The following is a 17,183-nucleotide window of genomic DNA, read 5'->3' as shown; positions in this document are numbered from 1 at the left end:
ACCGGGGCGAATCGGATTGGTCCGTGTCAGCCGCGACCGGCGTACGGCATTCCCGTCGCGAGGATGGTCATCGTGGGGACGCTGACGCCGAGCGGCAGCTGGGCCATGGCGACGACCGCGTCGGCGACGTGCTGCGGGTCGAAGGTCGGCTCGGGGCGTACGGTGCCGTCGGCCTGGCGGGCGCCGACAGCGATGCCGGCGGTCATCTCGGTGGCCGCGTTGCCGATGTCGATCTGGCCGACGGCGATGTCGTGGGCGCGACCGTCGAGGGCCAGGGCGCGGGTGAGGCCGGTGATCGCGTGCTTGGAGGTGGTGTAGGCGGCGCTACCCGGTCGCGGGACGTGTGCGGAGATCGAGCCGTTGTTGATGATCCGTCCGCCCCGCGGGTCCTGTCGCTTCATTTGGGCGAAGGCCTCGCGGGCGCAGAGGAAGGAGCCGGTGACGTTGACTGCCAGCGTCGCGGCGAACTCCTCGGGCGGGACCTCGTCGACCTCCCCGCTCGGACCGAACGTGCCGGCGTTGTTGACCAGCAGGTCCAACCGGCCCCACACCCCGACGACGGCGGCGAACGCCGCTTCCACCTCAGCGGCAGAAGCGACGTCCGTGGGCAGTACGAGGGACCGCGCCATCACCGACGCGGTCTCCTCGAGCGAGGCCTGCGTACGTCCGAGCAGGGCGACCTGGAAGCCGGCGCCGTCCAGCGCCTGCGCGATCACCCTCCCCAGTCCGGAGCCTGCTCCGGTGACGACCGCGACCGGCATCAGGTGAACTGCCGGCTCAGCTGGGCGTGCCGGTTGACGTCCTTGTAGAGCAGGTAGCGGAACCGGTCGGGACCACCGGCGTAGCAGGCCTGCGGACAGAAGGCCCGCAGCCACATGAAGTCGCCCTCCTGCACCTCGACCCAGTCCTTGTTGAGCAGGTAGACGGCCTTGCCCTCGAGGACATAGAGCCCGTGCTCCATCACGTGCGTCTCCGGGAACGGGATCGCGCCGCCCGGCTCGAAGCTGACGATGTTGACGTGCATGTCGTGGCGTACGTCATCGGGGTCGACGAAGCGCTGGGTCTTCCAGGCGCCGTTGGTGCCCGGCATCTCGCCGCCGGGCACGTCGACCTCGTTGGTGACGAACGGCTCCGGCACGTCGATGCCCTCGACCCGCTGGTAGGCCTTGCGGATCCAGTGGAAGCGGGCGACCTGGTCGCTGGTGTTGTGCAGCGTCCAGGTGGAGCCGGGCGGGAGGAAGGCGTAGCCGCCGGGGGTGAGGCCGTGCTTCTCGCCCTCGACCGAGAGCGTCAGCGCGCCCTCGACGACGAAGAGGACACCCTCCGCGCCCGCGTCGAGCTCGGGCTTGTCGCTGCCGCCGCCGGGCGAGACCTCGACGATGTACTGCGAGAAGGTCTCGGCGAAGCCCGAGAGCGGGCGGGCGATCACCCACAGCCGGGTGCCCTCCCAGAACGGGAGCTTGCTGGTGACGATGTCGCGCATGGTGCCACGGGGGAGCACGGCGTACGCCTCGGTGAAGACAGCCCGGTCGGTGGTCAGCTCACGCTGCGACGGGTGGCCGCCGGTCGGGGCGTAGTAGCGGCCAGGAGGGTTGTGTGCTGCGCTCATGGTCGGGCTCCTTCTCGGGTGACTCGGGTGAGCAGCCGGCCCTGGGGCGCGGCCTCGATGTCGATCTTCTCGCCACGCAGCCAGGTCTCACGGACGACGCCCGCGAGGGTGCGACCGTGGTAGGGCGTGACGGCGTTCTTGTGATGGAGCTTCGCGGCATCGACCACGTAGGAGTCGTCGGGGGCGAGTACGCAGAAGTCGGCGTCGTGGCCGACCTCGATCCGGCCCTTGCGTTCGAGTCCGGCATGGTGAGCGGGTGCCTGGGACATCCAGCGGGCGATGTCGGCGAGGGTGAAGCCGCGGCTCCTTGCCTCGGTCCAAACTGCCGACAGCCCGAGCTGGAGCGAGGAGATTCCGCCCCAGGCGACGCCGAAGTCGCCGGTGTCGAGGGCCTTGAGGTCGGGTGTCGAGGGCGAGTGGTCGGTGACGACCATGTCGATGACGCCTTCACGCAGACCGTTCCATAGCAGCTCGCGGTTGGCCGCCTCCCGGATCGGCGGGCAGCACTTGTACTGCGTCGCGCCGTCAGGGATCTCCTCAGCGGCGAAGGTCAGGTAGTGGGGGCAGGTCTCCGCCGTGATCGGGACGCCGTCGCGGCGGGCCGAGGCCAGCATCGCCAGCACGTCCGAGCTGGAGACGTGCAGGATGTGGACGCGGCAGCCGGTCCATCGGGCCAGCTCGATCACCTGGGCGATGGCGAGATTCTCCGCGCCGCGCGGGCGGCTGTGCAGGAAGCGTTCGTACGCCCCGCCACCCGCCGCGGGGGCGTGCTCGATCGCGTGGGCGTCCTCGGCGTGCACGATCAGCAGACCGTCGAAGGAGCGGATCTCGCGCATCGCCTGCTCGAGCTGCTCGGCGTCAAGCGACGGGAACTCGTCGACCCCTGAGTGCAGCAGGAAGCACTTGAAGCCGGAGACCCCGGCCTCGTGCAACGTACGCAGCTCCGCGACGTTGCCCGGGATGGCCCCGCCCCAGAAGCCGACGTCGACGAAGGCCTGGCTCGCGGCCGTCTTGCGCTTGAGGTCGAGCGCCGGGAGGTCGCAGGTGGGCGGGATGCTGTTGAGCGGCATGTCCACGATCGTGGTGACCCCGCCGGCGGCCGCGGCGCGGGTCGCCGAGGCGAAGCCCTCCCACTCGGTCCGGCCCGGGTCGTTGACGTGTACGTGGGCGTCGACGACGCCGGGCATCAGCACCACGTCGTCGGCGAGCTCAACCACCCGGGGCGCGGTCAGGTCCTCCCCGATCGGCGCTACCGCGACGATCTCGCCGTCGCGAACTCCAACGGCTCCCGCTCGCTCGCCCTCGGGGGTCACCATCCGTGCCGCTCGGATGACGACATCGAGATCTCGACTCACACCCTCACCTCCGCCTCATCGACTGCCACCACCCGCGTCCGCTGGCGCCCGAGGCCGGTCACCTCGGCCTCGACCACGTGCCCCTCCCGCAGGAAGGGCCGGGGCTCGGGCCGCAACGCTGCGACCCCGCCAGGTGTCCCGGTCAGCACCAGATCGCCGGGCTCGAGTGTCATCAGCGTACTGAGGAACGCGAGGAGCTCACCGACGCCGTAGGCCATCCGGGCCGTCGTCCCTCGCTGTCGCCGCTCGCCGTCGACCCACAGCTCCAGGCCGAGGGCCTGCGGGTCGCCGACCGCGTCGGGCGTGACCAGCCACGGGCCGATAGGCGTGAAGGTGTCAGCACACTTCCCCTTCGCCCACGTCGGCCCGGCCGCGATCCTCGCTCGCTCGCTGACGTCGTCGGCGGTGAGGTAGCCGCCGACCGCGGCCAGGGCCTGCTGCGAGTCGGCACACCGGGTCAGCCGGCGGCCGATCACCACGCCAACCTCGACCTCGTAGTCGGTCATCGTCGACCCCGGCGGCAGCTCGATCGCGTCGTGGGGTCCCACGACCGAGGTCGAGGGCTTGAGGAAGACGACCGGCTCGTCCGGGATCGCGACGCCGGCCTCCTCGGCGTGGTCCTCGTAGTTGAGCCCGATCCCGACGACCTTGCCCGGCCGGGCCACCGGCGGCCCGATCCGGGTCCCGTCGGCGACGACGGGGAGGCTGCCCGAGGCGATCAAGTCCTGGATCAACCTGAGCCGCACCGGGTCGCCGAGCAGGTCGCCGTCGATCGCCGGCACGACGGCCGACAGATCGCGCAGTACGTCCTGGTCATCCAGGGCCGCGGGGCGCTCTTGGCCCGGCAGGCCCACACTCAGCAGTCTCATGGCGCGGCCTCCTCGGATGCTGACCGAGTTACCTCGGTCTCGTTGCAGTTCCCTCGTGGAACTCCACGAAGGAAGTGGGCGCTCACCGAGTTACCTCGGTGAACATTCCGCCGCTCGCTCATGCGTCCTCCTTGATGAGATGGTCGGCAGCGATCCGCTCGGCGATCTGCTCGAGCAGGGCGGCGCCCTCGGTCAGGCAGCGTTGCCGGTCGGGTTCGATGTCCGTCAGGGCGTACGCAGCGCCGATCCCGGCCGCCTGCAGCCGGTCGTGGTCGAGGTGGTTGACCCCGCAGACCGCCACGACTGGGACGCCGGCGCGTGCGGCCGCGGCGGCGACGCCGGCCGGGGCCTTGCCGTTCAGGGTCTGCTCGTCGAGCGCGCCCTCGCCGGTGACGACGAGGTGCGCGCCGTCCAGCCCGGCGGCGAAGTCGACCAGCTCGAGCACGAGCTCGATGCCCGATCGCAGCTCCGCGCCCAGCAGGGCGAGTGCGGCGAAGCCGACACCGCCGGCCGCTCCGGCGCCGGGGTGGCCACGGAGATCGGTCCCGGTGAACGACGCCACCAGAGATGCCCAGCGACCGAGCGCGGCGTCCAGCCGTCGTACGTGGTCCGCATCGGCGCCCTTCTGCGGGCCATAGACCGCGGCCGCACCGGTGGGACCGGTGAGCGGGTTGTCGACGTCGCACGCGACGGTGACCGAGACCCCTTCGAGGCGCCGCCGCAGCTCGTCGACCTCTATCCGGGCGACCTCCTCGAGCCCGGCTCCGCCCGGGCCCACCGGGTCCCCGGCAACGGTGAACAGCCTGGCGCCGAGCCCGCAGACCAGGCCCGCTCCGCCGTCGGTGCTGGCGCTACCTCCGATCCCGAGGACGATCCGGCGACAGCCCGCGTCGATCGCGGCCGCCATCGCCTGCCCGACCCCGAGGCTGGAGGCGCGCATCGGATCCGGCACACCCGGCAACCGCGCCAACCCGGAAGCGTCGGCGAGCTCGACGACCGCGACGTCGTCCCGCCGGGCGTACGCGGTCTCGACCGGCTCTCCCGTCGGACCGGCCACGCGGACCGGCACGAGGACGAACCCGGCGGACTCGGCCGCCGCCAGGGTGCCGTCGCCACCGTCGGCGACCGGGATCGCGTCGACGACCACGCCGGGACTCCCCCGGCGGATCCCGGCGCTCACCGCCGCCGCGACCTCGGCAGCGGTGAGCGATCCCTTGAACTTGTCGGAGGCGACCAGCACGCGGACCATGGGGCGATCAGTCCAGCGGGACGAGCGCGGTCGGGGCGTGCTCCCCACGCTCGGCCAGCTCCTCGAACTCGACGACGCCGTCGATCTCGACGCCCATCGAGACGTTGGTGACGCGCTCGAGGATGACCTCGACCAGCACCGGCACGCGGTATTCGGCCATCAGCGCCTTGGCCTTCTCGAAGGCGGCGCCGAGATCGGCGGGGTCGGTGACGCGTACGGCCTTGCAGCCCAGGCCTTCGGCGACCTTGAGGTGGTCGACGCCGTAGCCGTCGAGCTCGGGGCTGTTGACGTTGTCGAAGGCGAGCTCCACGCAGTAGTCCATCTCGAACCCGCGCTGGGCCTGGCGGATCAGGCCGAGGTAGGAGTTGTTCACGACGACGTGGATGTAGGGGATGTTGAACTGGGCGCCGACCGCCAGTTCCTCGATCAGGAACTGGAAGTCGTAGTCGCCCGACAGCGCGACGACCTGGCCGTCGGGGGCGGCGGTCGCGACCCCCAGAGCGGCCGGCAGGGTCCAGCCGAGCGGGCCGGCCTGGCCGGCGTTGATCCAGTGCCGCGGCTTGTAGACGTGCAGCAGCTGGGCCGCCTGGATCTGGGACAGACCGATCGTGGTGACGTAGCGGGTGCCGGACCCGAAGGCCCGGTTCATCTCCTCGTAGACCCGCTGCGGCTTGATCGGGACGTTGTCGAAGTGGGTCTTGCGCTGCAGGGTCCGCTTGCGCTCGGCGCACTCCTCGGTCCAGGCGGTCCGGTCAGCGGTGCGGCCGCTCGTAGCCCACTCCTTCGCAACCTCGATGAGCACCTCGAGCGCCGCGCGGGCGTCGGAGACGATCGAGTAGTCCGGCGCGAAGACCCGGCCGATCTGGGTCGGCTCGATGTCGATGTGCACGAACGTACGTCCGCGGGTGTAGGTCTCGACCGAGCCGGTGTGGCGGTTGGCCCACCGGTTGCCGATGCCGAACACGAAGTCGCTCGCCAGCATGGTCGCGTTGCCGTAGCGGTGGGAGGTCTGCAGCCCGACCATGCCGGCGTTGAGCCGGTGGTCGTCCGCGATGCTGCCCCAGCCCATCAGCGTCGGGACGACCGGAACCCCGGTGACCTCGGCGAGCTCGACGAGCAGGTCGGAGGCGTCGGCGTTGATCACGCCACCGCCCGCGACGATCAGCGGGCGCTCCGCCTCGAGCATCATCGCCAGCGCCTTCTCCGCCTGGGCACGGCTGGCCGCCGGCCTGGCGATCGGCAAGGGCTCGTACGTCTCGATGTCGAAGTCGATCTCCGCCTGTTGGACGTCGAGCGGCAGGTCGATCAGGACCGGGCCGGGACGCCCCTCGCGCATCAGCCGGAAGGCCTTCTGGAAGGTGCCCGGGACCTGGGCGGGCTCCATCACGGTGACCGCCATCTTGGTGAGCGATCCGGCGATGGAGGCGATGTCGACCGCCTGGAAGTCCTCCTTGTGGAGCTTCGCGACCGGAGCCTGGCCGGTGATGCACAGGATCGGGATCGAGTCGGCGGAGGCCGAGTAGAGCCCGGTGATCATGTCGGTGCCGGCCGGGCCGGAGGTGCCGATGCAGACGCCGATGTTGCCGGCCTTCGCCCGGGTGTAGCCCTCGGCCATGTGCGAGGCCGCCTCGACGTGGCGGGCGAGCACGTGCTGGAGTCCGCCGTGCTTGCGCATCGCGCTGTAGAACGGGTTGATCGCGGCACCCGGGAGGCCGAACAGCTGGGTCGCGCCCTCCTTCTCCAGGATCAGGACGGCGGCGTCGACCGCGCGCATGCGTGCCATGTCAGTTCTCCTTGGAATCGGTGGTCGAGCCTGTCGAGACCCCGCTGAAGCGCTCGACGCCACGCAGCAGGGCGGAGTGGTCCAGGCCGCCGTCGCCGTTGGCCCGCGCGCTCGCCATCAACTGGGCGACCAGCGAGCCGAGAGGGACCACGACGCCGGCCTCGCGGGCGGCCGCGGTGACGATCCCCATGTCCTTGTGGTGCAGGTCGATCCGGAAGCCGGGCTGGAAGGAGCGGGTCAGCATGTTCTCCTTCTTCTGGTTGAGCACGCTCGACCCGGCGAGCCCGCCACCGAGCACCTCGAGGGCGGCCTTCGTGTCCACGCCGTACGCCTCGAGGAAGACGACCGCCTCCGAGAGCGCCTGGATGTTGGCGGCGACGATGAGCTGGTTGGCCGCCTTGACCGTCTGGCCGGCGCCGCTCGGTCCGACGTGGACGATGGTCTTGCCCACGATGTCGAAGAGCGGCTTCGCGGTGGCGAAGTCGTCGGCCGCGCCGCCGACCATGATCGAGAGGGCCGCGTTCTTCGCACCGGCCTCGCCACCGGAGACCGGGGCGTCGAGGATGCGGAAGCCACGGGCCGTGGCCTGCTCGGCGAGCGCGGCGCTCACGTCGGGGCGGATGCTGGAGAAATCGATGATCAGCGCGCCGGCGGGGGCGGTCTCGAAGACCCCACCCTCAGCGGCGAGGACCTCCTCGACCTGGGGCGAGTCCGGGACCATGACGCAGACGACGTCGGCGTCGCGGCAGGCGTCGGCGGTCGAGGTGGCCGCGCGGCCGCCCGCCGTGGCCAGGGCCCGGGTGCGCTCGGGGCTGTGGTCGAAGCCGGCGACGGTGTGACCGGCGTCGACGAGGTGGGCGGCCATCGGGCTGCCCATGATGCCGAGGCCGATGAAGGCGATGTTGGTCATGATGTTCCCTCCTACGGGGTGGTCAGTGGGTGGCGGTGGCGGCGCTGCGGCGCTCGCGCGGCAGCCAGTCGAAGCTCTCGGCCGAGGTCGTGGCGGGCTTGTACTCCAGCCCGACCCAGCCGGCGTACCCAGCCGTCTCGAGCGCGGCGAGCTGTCGCTCGAGCGGGAGCTCGCCGGTGCCGGGCTCGTTGCGGCCCGGGGCGTCGGCGATCTGGACGTGGGCGATGCGAGCGGCGTACGCAGCGATCACCGCGTCGACGTCGTCGCCGTTCACGGCGAGGTGGTAGAGGTCGGCGAGCAGGCCGATGTTGGCCTCGCCGGCACGGTCGGTCGCGGCGATCGCGTCGGCTGCGGTGAGCAGCGGATAGCGGTCGGCGCCACTGACCGGCTCGACCAGCACGGTGCCGCCGATGCGGGCTGCCGCGCGGGCGGCCAGCGCGAGGTTCTCGGCGCCGAGCTCGTCCTGCGCCTCGGGGGCGACGCCGTCGACGCGGTTGCCGTAGAGCGCGTTGAACGCTGTGCAGCCGAGCCGCTCACCGATGCCGATCGTGGCGTCGATGTTGTCGCGGAACTCCGCCGACCGGGCCGGCCACGAGACCAGGCCGCGGTCGCCGCCTGGCATGTCGCCGGCGAAGAAGTTGAGGCCGACCAGGTGCACCCCGGCGTCCTTCACGGCGGCGACGAAGGCGTCCACGTCCTTGTCGGACGGCACCGCCTCGGCGAACGGCCACCAGAACTCCACCGCGTCGAAGCCGGCGGCCTTCACCGCCGCGGGGCGCTCGAGCAGCGGGAGCTCGGTGAACAGGATCGAGCAGTTCACCTCGTACCGGAGCTGGTGGTTCATCACACCGTTCCTTCCGTATTGCGGAATTTGATTTCTGACATTCGAAATATAAGGATGTGAGCGGAGTCACGTCAACCCCGAGCAGAACTCGGCCGCAAAGTGGTGAAGAAACGACAACGGGCCTCCCGCGTGTATGCGCGGGCGTTGTACGTTCCTCCAAGACGCGGCCGATATGGACCGGCGGACCGGTGGAGGCACCGTGCAACTTGCAGAGCTGTTGGAGACGCCCAGCCTGGGCCTGCGACTCCTGCACGCGCCCGAGGGCTCGCTCGAGCGTCCGGTGGGGCGCACGATCACGATCGACCTGCTCGAGCCGGGCCGCTACCTGAACGGCGGCGAGCTCGTGCTCACCGGACTCGTCTGGCGCCGCAGACCGGAGGACAGCGAGACGTTCGTGTCCTCGATCGCGGACGGTGGCGCAACCTGTCTGCTGGCCGGAGCGGCCCTGCTCGGCGCGGTCCCCGACGACCTCATCGACGCCTGCCACCGCCATCAGGTCGCCCTGGTGGAGGTTCCCGGCGACGTCGCGTTCGCCGACGTCACCGAGTACGTCGCGGCCGCAGGCGCCGCCGGCGAGAGCGCCCGGATGTCGGCCAGCCTGGCCCGCCAGCGCCAGCTCCTCTCCGCCATCGCCTCGGGCCGCAGCCTCGACGAGCTGGCCGCCCGGGTGGCCTCCGAGATCGGTCACGCGTGCCGAGTGCTCACCGCGAGCGGACGCCATGTCGTACCAGGCCCCGGAGAGCTCGATCCGGAGACGGTCGACGCGCTGACCCGTCGCTTCCTGACGGCCGACCTGCTGCCCGCCGTGGCCGAGGTGGCCGACCGCAGCTACTCCCTGTTCCCCATCGGATCGGGCCTGGCCGACCGCCTCACCGGATGGACCGTGGCAGTCGAGGGCGACCACACCACCTGGCCGCGGGAGGACCTCGACATGGTCCACGAGTTCGGTGCCATCACGGCACTGGACCGCTCCCGGCGCGACGAGGGATTTCGCGTCCGGCGACCACTCGCGGCGGCGACCCTCGCCCACCTGGAGGCGGGTGCCTCACCTGCGGAGATCGCGACCGGGTTACGCCAGTCCGGGCTCGATCCGGAGCGTCCGCTCGTGCTCGCCGTGGCCGAGCTCGGGCCAGGCGGCCCGCCGGACGCGGTGGCCGCGGTGCTCGAGGATGTGGCCCTCGGCTTGGGGCCGTCCGTGGTCGCGAGCGCGCGGGACGGCTGCGCGGTCGCCTTCCTCCCGTCCCGCCCGGACCTCACCGACCAGCTGCGCCGCTCGCTCACCCGGCTGGCGCCGGCCCTGGTCCGAGGCTCGCTGTCGGTGGGACTGAGCGGCGAGAGCGGCGTCGACGCGCTGGCCGGGGCGCTCGAGGAGGCCCGGTTCGCGCATCGGGTCGCCCGCTCCGGTGGCGGCGCGGTGGCGCTGTCCAGCTCGGAGGAGGTCACCTCGCACGTACTGCTGCTCGCCACGGTCCCCGACGACATCCGCCGCACCTACGCGCAGCGCGTCCTCGGCCCCGTCCTCGAGCACGACCAGCGCACCGGCAGCGATCTGGTGCCGACGCTCGACCGGTTCCTGACGTACGCCGGGTCGTGGACGCGTACGGCGGAGTCCCTCCATCTCCACGTCAACAGCGTGCGCTACCGGATCTCCCGGGTCGAGGAGCTGACCGGACGTGACCTGACCACGATGGAGGACCGGGTCGACGTCTTCCTCGCCCTCAGATCGCTGTGACGGGCCTCGAAAAGCAGCCTTCGAAACCGCTACGAAACCGCTCTGCAACCGGCCGCACGTCATTCTGGAGCATCACACAAAGGCCGTATCCGCGACGACCCCATCTTCGGATGATCGGCGGGTGCCGCTCGGGGCGCGAAAGTACCAGGCTGTGGTGTTAGTCACAGCTCACCTGCCCACCAGGGCTCCCCCGAGAAAGGTGTGAGGATGAACGCGAGAGCAGTCCTGAGGTCGATGAGGCCCCAGAAGAAGGACGGTGGCCGCCCCACCCACCCCGTCGACGAGGTTCTCCCGGCGGGCAAGCTCGCCGTCTACGGCCTCCAGCACGTGCTCGCGTTCTACGCCGGGGCGGTGATCGTCCCGATCCTGCTCGCCAACTCGATCGGGTTGAGCCAGCAGGAGCTGATCCACCTGATCAACGCCGACCTGTTCACCTGCGGCATCGCCTCGATCATCCAGTCGGTCGGCTTCTGGAAGGTCGGCGTACGCCTGCCGCTGCTGCAGGGTGTGACCTTCACCGCCGTCTCGCCGATGATCGCGATCGGTCTCGCGGCCGGCGGCGGCACCGACGGGCTGCTCGTCATCTACGGCGCGGTGATCGTCGCCGGTCTGGCGACCTTCTTCATCGCCCCCTACTTCAGCCGGCTGATCCGGTTCTTCCCGCCGGTCGTGACCGGCTCGGTGATCACCATCATCGGCATCGCCCTGCTCCCCGTCGCCGCCGCGGACGCCACTGGCGGCGCCGGTCCGACCTCGGACCCCACCAGCGGCCGCAACCTGGCGTACGCCCTGGGCACCCTGGCCCTGATCGTGGTCATCCAGCGGGTGTTCAAGGGCTTCATGGCCACCGTCGCCGTGCTCGTCGGCCTGGTCGTCGGCACCCTGGTCGCCTGGGCCCTCGGGGATGCCCACTTCGACGCGGTCGCCGGCTCCGACTGGGTCGGAGTGACCACTCCGTTCCACTTCGGCTGGCCACAGTTCTCCGCCGCGGCGATCGTGTCGATGATCGTCGTCATGCTGATCACCGCCGTCGAAACCACCGGTGACGTCTTCGCGACCGGCGAGATCGTGGAGAAGCGGATCGGACGCAGGGACATCGCCCGCGCCCTGCGCGCCGACGGCCTGGCCACCACCATCGGCGGCGTCTTCAACTCCTTCCCCTACACCTGCTTCGCCGAGAACGTCGGCCTCGTCCGGCTGACCCGGGTCAAGAGCCGCTGGGTCGTCGCCGCCGCAGGCCTGATCATGGTCCTGATCGGGCTGCTCCCCAAGGTCGGCGCGATCGTCGCCGGCATCCCGCACCCGGTCCTCGGCGGCGCCGCCCTGGCGATGTTCGCGACCGTCGCGGTGGTCGGCTTCCAAACGCTCAGCAAGGTCGACTTCCACGACCATCGCAACGTGGTGATCGTGGCGACCAGCGTCGGCCTGGCGATGTACGTCACCGCGCAGCCCGAGGTCGCCCAGGCCGTCCCGGGCTGGGCCGAGATCATCTTCGGCAGCGGCATCACCCTCGGCAGCCTCACCGCAATCCTGCTCAACATCCTCTTCCACCACGTCGGCCCCGACTACGGCCCCGCCGTCGCCGGCCAGCCCGGCGAGGGCGTCCGGCTCGACCAGGTCAACCAGATGGGGCGTACGGAGTTCGTGGAGACGTTCGACGGTCTCTTCCAGGGGCCGCGGTGGATGGTGGAGCGGGCCTGGGAGCAGCGGCCGTTCGCCGACACGCACGCCCTGCGCCGCGCCTTCCAGGACGCCCTCTTCAGCGGCTCCGTCGAGGAGCAGCGCGAGCTGATCGAGGCCTACCCCGAGCTCGGTTCGCGCCTGGTCTCGGACGGGATGGTCGGCGAGGAGTCGCTGCGCGACCAGTCCTCGCGCGGCCTGACCCACCTGGCCGAGCCGGACCAAGAGACGCTGGCCTCGCTCACCGACGCCTACCACGAGCGGTTCGGCTTCCCGCTGGTCATCTCCGTACGCGACTCCGACTCGCTCGACCGGATCCTCGCTGAGGGCCGGTCGCGGCTCGGCAACTGCGAACGGCAGGAGCACGCCGCCGCGCTGATCGAGATCGCCAAGATCGCCGGCCACCGCTTCGACGACTTCCTGCGCGATGCCAACCCGATCCACAGCGCCCGCACCCGCAACCCGATCCGGAGTCAGTCATGACCACACCCAGCGCCCCCTGTGTCACGGTCAACGGGGACCAGGTGCCCCTGACCGGGGTCGCCACTCACACCACCACCCTCGACTGGCTGCGCGGCCGCGGCCTCACCGGTGCCAAGGAGGGCTGCGCCGAGGGCGAGTGCGGCGCCTGCTCGGTGCTGGTCGCCCGCCCCGGCACCGACACCGCGACCGAGTGGACCGCCGTCAACGCCTGCCTGGTCCCGGTCGCCGCGCTCGACGGCCAGGAGCTGGTCACCAGCGAGGGCCTCGGCAGCAGCAGCGACCTCCACCCGGTCCAGCAGGAGATCGCCGTACGCGGCGGGTCGCAGTGCGGCTACTGCACTCCCGGGTTCGTCTGCAGCCTGGCCGCGGAGTTCTACCGCCCGGGCCGGACCGCCGATGCCGAGGCAGGGTCGTGCGACCACGAGCACGGCCCGAACGGGGTCGACCTGCACGCGCTGAGCGGCAACCTGTGCCGCTGCACCGGCTACCGCCCGATCCGTGACGCTGCGTACGCCCTGGGAGCACCTTCCGAGGACGACACACTGGCGGCCCGGCGCCAGGCACCGCCGCCCGAGCCGCGCCCGACCCGGATCGCCGTCGACGGCGCCGAGTTCGTACGTCCCGAGACCCTCGCCGAGACCCTCGCGCTGCTCACCGAGCGGCCGGAGGCGCAGGTGGTCGCCGGCTCGACCGACTGGGGTGTGGAGGTCAACATCCGCGGTCGCCGCGCGCCGCTGGTCGTGGCGGTGGACCGGCTGCCCGAGCTCCGCTCGCTCACGGTCGGCGACGACGTGATCGAGATCGGCGCCGCGCTCACCCTGACCGAGATCGAGCGTCGCCTCGACGGTCGGGTCCCGCTCCTGGCCGAGCTCTTCCCGCAGTTCGCCTCACGCCTGATCCGCAACGGCGCGACGATCGGCGGCAACATCGGCACCGCCTCTCCCATCGGCGATGCCCCGCCGGCGCTGCTCGCGCTCGACGCCGACGTCGTCCTGGCCTCGCCGCGCGGCGAGCGGGTCGTCCCGCTGGCCGACTACTTCACCGGCTACCGCGAGACGGTCCGGGCCGCCGACGAGCTGATCCGCAGCGTACGGCTCCCGCTGCCGCTGGCCCCGCTCGTCGGCTTCCACAAGATCGCCAAGCGCCGCTTCGACGACATCTCCAGCGTGGCCGTCGGCTACGCGCTCGAGATCGCCGACGGAGCCGTGGTCCGCCTCCGGATCGGCCTGGGCGGCGTTGCGGCCACCCCGATCCGTGCCGTTGCAACCGAGGACGCCCTGGTCGGCCGGCCCTGGACCGAGGAGACCGTACGCCGCGCCGCGGCCGTCCTCGCGAGCGAGGGCACACCGATGGACGACCACCGCGCCAGCGCGTCCTACCGCTCGGCGATGCTGGGCCAGTCCCTGCTGCGCCTGTTCCACACTCACACCCACCGCGAGGAGGTGCCGGCATGAGCGCCCTGTCCGAACGCCCCGAGAACCCGATCGTCGGGATCCCGCTGCCCCACGAAAGCGCCGCGCTGCACGTCACCGGCGAGGCGCTCTACACCGACGACCTGGTCGGGCGGATCGCCGGAACGCTGCACGCCTGGCCGGTCCAGGCCCCGCACACGCACGCCTTGATCACCGCGATGCGGACCGAACCGGCGTACGCGGTCCCGGGGGTCGTCCGTGTGCTGACCGCCGACGACGTACCCGGCGTCAACGACGCGGGCGTCAAGCACGACGAGCCGCTCTTCCCAACCGAGGTGATGTTCCACGGCCACGCGGTGTGCTGGGTGCTCGGCGAGACCCAGGAGGCGGCCCGGCTGGGCGCGGCCGCGGTCGAGGTCGACTACGAGCCGCTGCCGTCGCTGGTCACCGTGACCGAGGCGATCGCGGCGGAGAGCTTCCAGGGCACCCCGCGCAACCTCGCGCGCGGCGACGCCTCGGCTGCTCTCGAGAACGCCGCACACGTCTTCGAGGGCGAGTTCGAGTTCGCCGGCCAGGAGCACTTCTACCTCGAGACCCACGTGTCACTGGCCCTGGTCGACGAGGGTGGCCAGGTGCTGGTGCACAGCAGCACCCAGCACCCCTCCGAGACCCAGGAGATCGTCGCCCACGTGCTCGGCGTCCCGAGCCACGAGGTCACCGTCCAGTGCCTACGGATGGGCGGCGCGTTCGGCGGCAAGGAGATGCAGCCGCACGGCTACGCGGCCATCGCCGCGCTGGGCGCCACGCTCACCGGACGGCCGGTGCGACTGCGCCTCAACCGCACCCAGGACATCACCATGTCCGGCAAGCGCCACGGCTTCCACAGCACCTGGCGCGTCGGGTTCGACGACGAGGGCCACATCCTCGCCCTCGAGGCCACGCTCACCGCCGACGGCGGCTGGAGCCTCGACCTCTCCGAGCCGGTGCTGGCCCGCGCGCTGTGCCACATCGACAACGCCTACTGGGTGCCCGACATCCGTGTCGACGGTCGGGTGGCGCGCACCAACAAGACCTCGCAGACCGCCTTCCGCGGCTTCGGCGGACCGCAGGGCATGCTCGTCATGGAGGACCTGCTCGGCCGGTGCGCACCGCTGCTCGGGATCGACCCGCTCGAGCTGCGCCGCCGCAACTTCTACCAGCAGGACCAGACCACCCCCTACGGCCAGCCCGTACGCCAGGCCGACCGGCTGGCGGCCTGCTGGGACCAGGTCGCTTCGTCCGGCGAGGTCGCTCGCCGAAGGTCCGAGATCGAGGAGTTCAACCGCCGCCATCCGCACACCAAGCGGGGCCTGGCGATGACGCCGGTGAAGTTCGGCATCTCGTTCAACCTCACCGCCTTCAACCAGGCCGGCGCCCTCGTCCACGTCTACAAGGACGGCTCGGTGCTGATCAACCACGGCGGCACCGAGATGGGCCAGGGCCTGCACACCAAAATGCTGCAGGTGGCGGCCACCGCACTCGGCCTGCCGCTTTCCCAGGTCCGGTTGGCACCGACGCGCACCGACAAGGTCCCGAACACCTCGGCGACCGCGGCCAGCTCCGGCGCCGACCTCAACGGGGCCGCGATCAAGAACGCCTGCGAGCAGATCCGTGAGCGGCTCGCCCAGGTCGCCGGCGGTCGTCTGGCGATCAGCCCCAGCGACGTACGTTTCGACGACGGCGTCGTCCACGGCCTCTCCCCCGCTTCCGGCGAGATCGGCTGGAACGAGCTGGTCAACGTCGCCTACCACCAGCGGGTGCAGCTCTGGGCGGCCGGCTTCTACCGCACCGAGGGCCTGCACTGGGACCCCAACGTGATGCAGGGCGAGCCGTTCAAGTACTTCGCCAACGGGGTCGCCGCGTCCGAGGTCGAGGTCGACGGCTTCACCGGTGCCTACACGCTGCGGCGCGTCGACATCGTCCACGACGTCGGCGACAGCCTGAGCCCGCTGATCGACATCGGCCAGATCGAGGGCGGCTTCGTGCAGGGCGCCGGCTGGCTGACCCTGGAAGACCTGCGCTGGGACACCTCCGACGGACCCAACCGTGGCCGGCTGGCGACGCAGGCGGCGAGCACCTACAAGCTGCCGAGCTTCTCCGAGATGCCCGAGGACTTCCGCGTGAAGCTGCTCGATAAGGCCCACGAGGAGGGCGCCGTCTACGGCTCCAAGGCCGTCGGCGAGCCCCCGCTGATGCTCGCCTTCTCCGTACGCGAGGCGCTGCGCGAGGCGGCCGCCGCCTTCGGCCCGGCCGGTACCAGCGTCGACCTCGGCTGCCCCGCGACCCCGGAGGCCGTCTATTGGGCCCTCGACGGGGCTCGTACCCCGCAGGCTCCCGAGACCACGCCCGCCGGCGCCGAGCCGGTCCTGGCCGGAGGGAAGGGATGACATGGAGTGGCTGAAGGCCGTCCAGCGGCTGCGCGAGCTGCGGGTTCCCGGCGTACTGGTGACCCTGACGTCGGTGCGCGGTCATTCGCCGCGCGAGGCCGGGGCGAAGATGGTCGTCTCGGAGGACCGCACGTGGGCCACCATCGGGGGCGGCAACCTCGAGGCGGTTGCGATCGAGCGCGCCCGCTCGATGATCGGCGACGGTCTCGCCACACCGGAGACCCTGAAGGTGTCGCTCTCCGACAAGGCGCCCTACCAGCACGGCGTCCAGTGCTGTGGCGGCGAGGTCGAGCTGCTGCTCGAGCCGCTGCCCGTCGTACCGTCCGTAGCCATCTTCGGGATGGGCCACGTCGGGCTCGAGCTGGCGCGCATCCTCGCCCGCCACGATCTCGAGCTGCACCTGGTCGACTCCCGCACCGCCCAGCTCGAGCCTGAGCAGCTGCGGGGGCTGGACGACGCCGTCGCCGGCATCCACGTCCACCAGGTGCCGGTGCTGCCCGAGCTCGTCATCGGCGAGCTGCCCGAGGGCACCCACGTCCTGGTCATGACCCACGACCATGCCGAGGACGCCGCCCTGTGCGACGCGGCTCTCCGCGCCGGGCAGCTGGCGTCGATCGGGCTGATCGGCTCGAGCGCCAAGTGGAGCCGGTTCCGGGCCAAGCTCGCCGACGAGGGCCACGCCCCCGAGGCGATCGCCCGCATCACCACACCCATCGGACTTCCCGATCTCGGCGGCAAGGAGCCGGCCACGATCGCGGTCAGCGTCGCGGCCCGGCTGCTCCAGATCTTCGCGGGCGAGCCCGCGTCAACCGAACAACAACCAAGGTGAAC

13 protein-coding genes are annotated in these 17,183 nt (G+C 71.3%); 5 read left to right on the top strand and 8 right to left on the bottom strand.

All coding sequences use genetic code 11. The features are described 5' to 3' along the window. Nucleotides 1-26: 26 nt before the first annotated feature. The 8 genes from ABTW65_RS19895 to ABTW65_RS19860 all read right to left on the bottom strand — a co-directional run bounded on the left by ABTW65_RS19895 (nucleotide 27) and on the right by ABTW65_RS19860 (nucleotide 8,619). Complete coding sequence (locus ABTW65_RS19895) at nucleotides 27-761, bottom strand: SDR family oxidoreductase (protein WP_350663233.1); 735 nt, start codon at nucleotides 759-761, stop codon at nucleotides 27-29. Beyond that, nucleotides 761-1,609, bottom strand: a complete 849-nt coding sequence (locus tag ABTW65_RS19890; protein WP_350663231.1) for a bifunctional allantoicase/(S)-ureidoglycine aminohydrolase — start codon at nucleotides 1,607-1,609, stop codon at nucleotides 761-763. The genes ABTW65_RS19895 and ABTW65_RS19890 overlap by 1 nt, the downstream gene beginning before the upstream one ends. After that, nucleotides 1,606-2,964 (bottom strand): allantoinase AllB, encoded by a 1,359-nt coding sequence (allB, locus tag ABTW65_RS19885; RefSeq protein WP_350663229.1) that lies wholly within the window; start codon nucleotides 2,962-2,964, stop codon nucleotides 1,606-1,608. Before allB ends, ABTW65_RS19890 begins: the two co-directional genes overlap by 4 nt. Then, on the bottom strand, nucleotides 2,961-3,833 hold the full coding sequence (locus tag ABTW65_RS19880; protein WP_350663227.1) for a fumarylacetoacetate hydrolase family protein: 873 nt from the start codon (nucleotides 3,831-3,833) through the stop codon (nucleotides 2,961-2,963). Before ABTW65_RS19880 ends, allB begins: the two co-directional genes overlap by 4 nt. A gap of 118 nt (nucleotides 3,834-3,951) precedes the next feature. Beyond that, complete coding sequence (locus tag ABTW65_RS19875; protein ID WP_350663225.1) at nucleotides 3,952-5,082, bottom strand: glycerate kinase; 1,131 nt, start codon at nucleotides 5,080-5,082, stop codon at nucleotides 3,952-3,954. 7 nt (nucleotides 5,083-5,089) lie between these two features. Beyond that, on the bottom strand, nucleotides 5,090-6,865 hold the full coding sequence (gene gcl, locus ABTW65_RS19870) for a glyoxylate carboligase (RefSeq protein ID WP_350663224.1): 1,776 nt from the start codon (nucleotides 6,863-6,865) through the stop codon (nucleotides 5,090-5,092). 1 nt (nucleotide 6,866) lies between these two features. Beyond that, nucleotides 6,867-7,775 (bottom strand): 2-hydroxy-3-oxopropionate reductase, encoded by a 909-nt coding sequence (locus ABTW65_RS19865; protein WP_350663222.1) that lies wholly within the window; start codon nucleotides 7,773-7,775, stop codon nucleotides 6,867-6,869. 22 nt (nucleotides 7,776-7,797) lie between these two features. Beyond that, nucleotides 7,798-8,619, bottom strand: a complete 822-nt coding sequence (locus tag ABTW65_RS19860; protein WP_350663220.1) for a hydroxypyruvate isomerase family protein — start codon at nucleotides 8,617-8,619, stop codon at nucleotides 7,798-7,800. 199 nt (nucleotides 8,620-8,818) lie between these two features. On the opposite strand from ABTW65_RS19860, the gene ABTW65_RS19855 reads away from it, so the two are divergent. The 5 genes from ABTW65_RS19855 to xdhC all read left to right on the top strand — a co-directional run bounded on the left by ABTW65_RS19855 (nucleotide 8,819) and on the right by xdhC (nucleotide 17,181). Next, a complete protein-coding gene (locus ABTW65_RS19855) occupies nucleotides 8,819-10,351 on the top strand; it encodes a PucR family transcriptional regulator (protein WP_350663218.1) in 1,533 nt (510 codons plus the stop codon). A gap of 207 nt (nucleotides 10,352-10,558) precedes the next feature. Continuing rightward, complete coding sequence (uraD, locus tag ABTW65_RS19850) at nucleotides 10,559-12,514, top strand: 2-oxo-4-hydroxy-4-carboxy-5-ureidoimidazoline decarboxylase (protein ID WP_350663216.1); 1,956 nt, start codon at nucleotides 10,559-10,561, stop codon at nucleotides 12,512-12,514. Then, entirely contained in the window at nucleotides 12,511-13,968 is a 1,458-nt protein-coding gene (locus tag ABTW65_RS19845) for a xanthine dehydrogenase small subunit (RefSeq protein ID WP_350663214.1), read from the top strand. Before uraD ends, ABTW65_RS19845 begins: the two co-directional genes overlap by 4 nt. After that, entirely contained in the window at nucleotides 13,965-16,352 is a 2,388-nt protein-coding gene (gene xdhB / locus ABTW65_RS19840) for a xanthine dehydrogenase molybdopterin binding subunit (protein ID WP_350663213.1), read from the top strand. Before ABTW65_RS19845 ends, xdhB begins: the two co-directional genes overlap by 4 nt. Before the next feature lies 1 nt (nucleotide 16,353). Beyond that, on the top strand, nucleotides 16,354-17,181 hold the full coding sequence (gene xdhC, locus ABTW65_RS19835; RefSeq protein WP_350663211.1) for a xanthine dehydrogenase accessory protein XdhC: 828 nt from the start codon (nucleotides 16,354-16,356) through the stop codon (nucleotides 17,179-17,181). The last annotated feature ends 2 nt before the right edge of the window (nucleotides 17,182-17,183 follow it).

This window comes from Nocardioides sp. NPDC127503, from assembly GCF_040302165.1.
Classification (GTDB): Bacteria; Actinomycetota; Actinomycetes; order Propionibacteriales; family Nocardioidaceae; genus Nocardioides.
The sequence above is the reverse complement of the archived record's forward strand: the minus strand, read 5'-3'. Positions and strand labels throughout refer to the sequence as shown.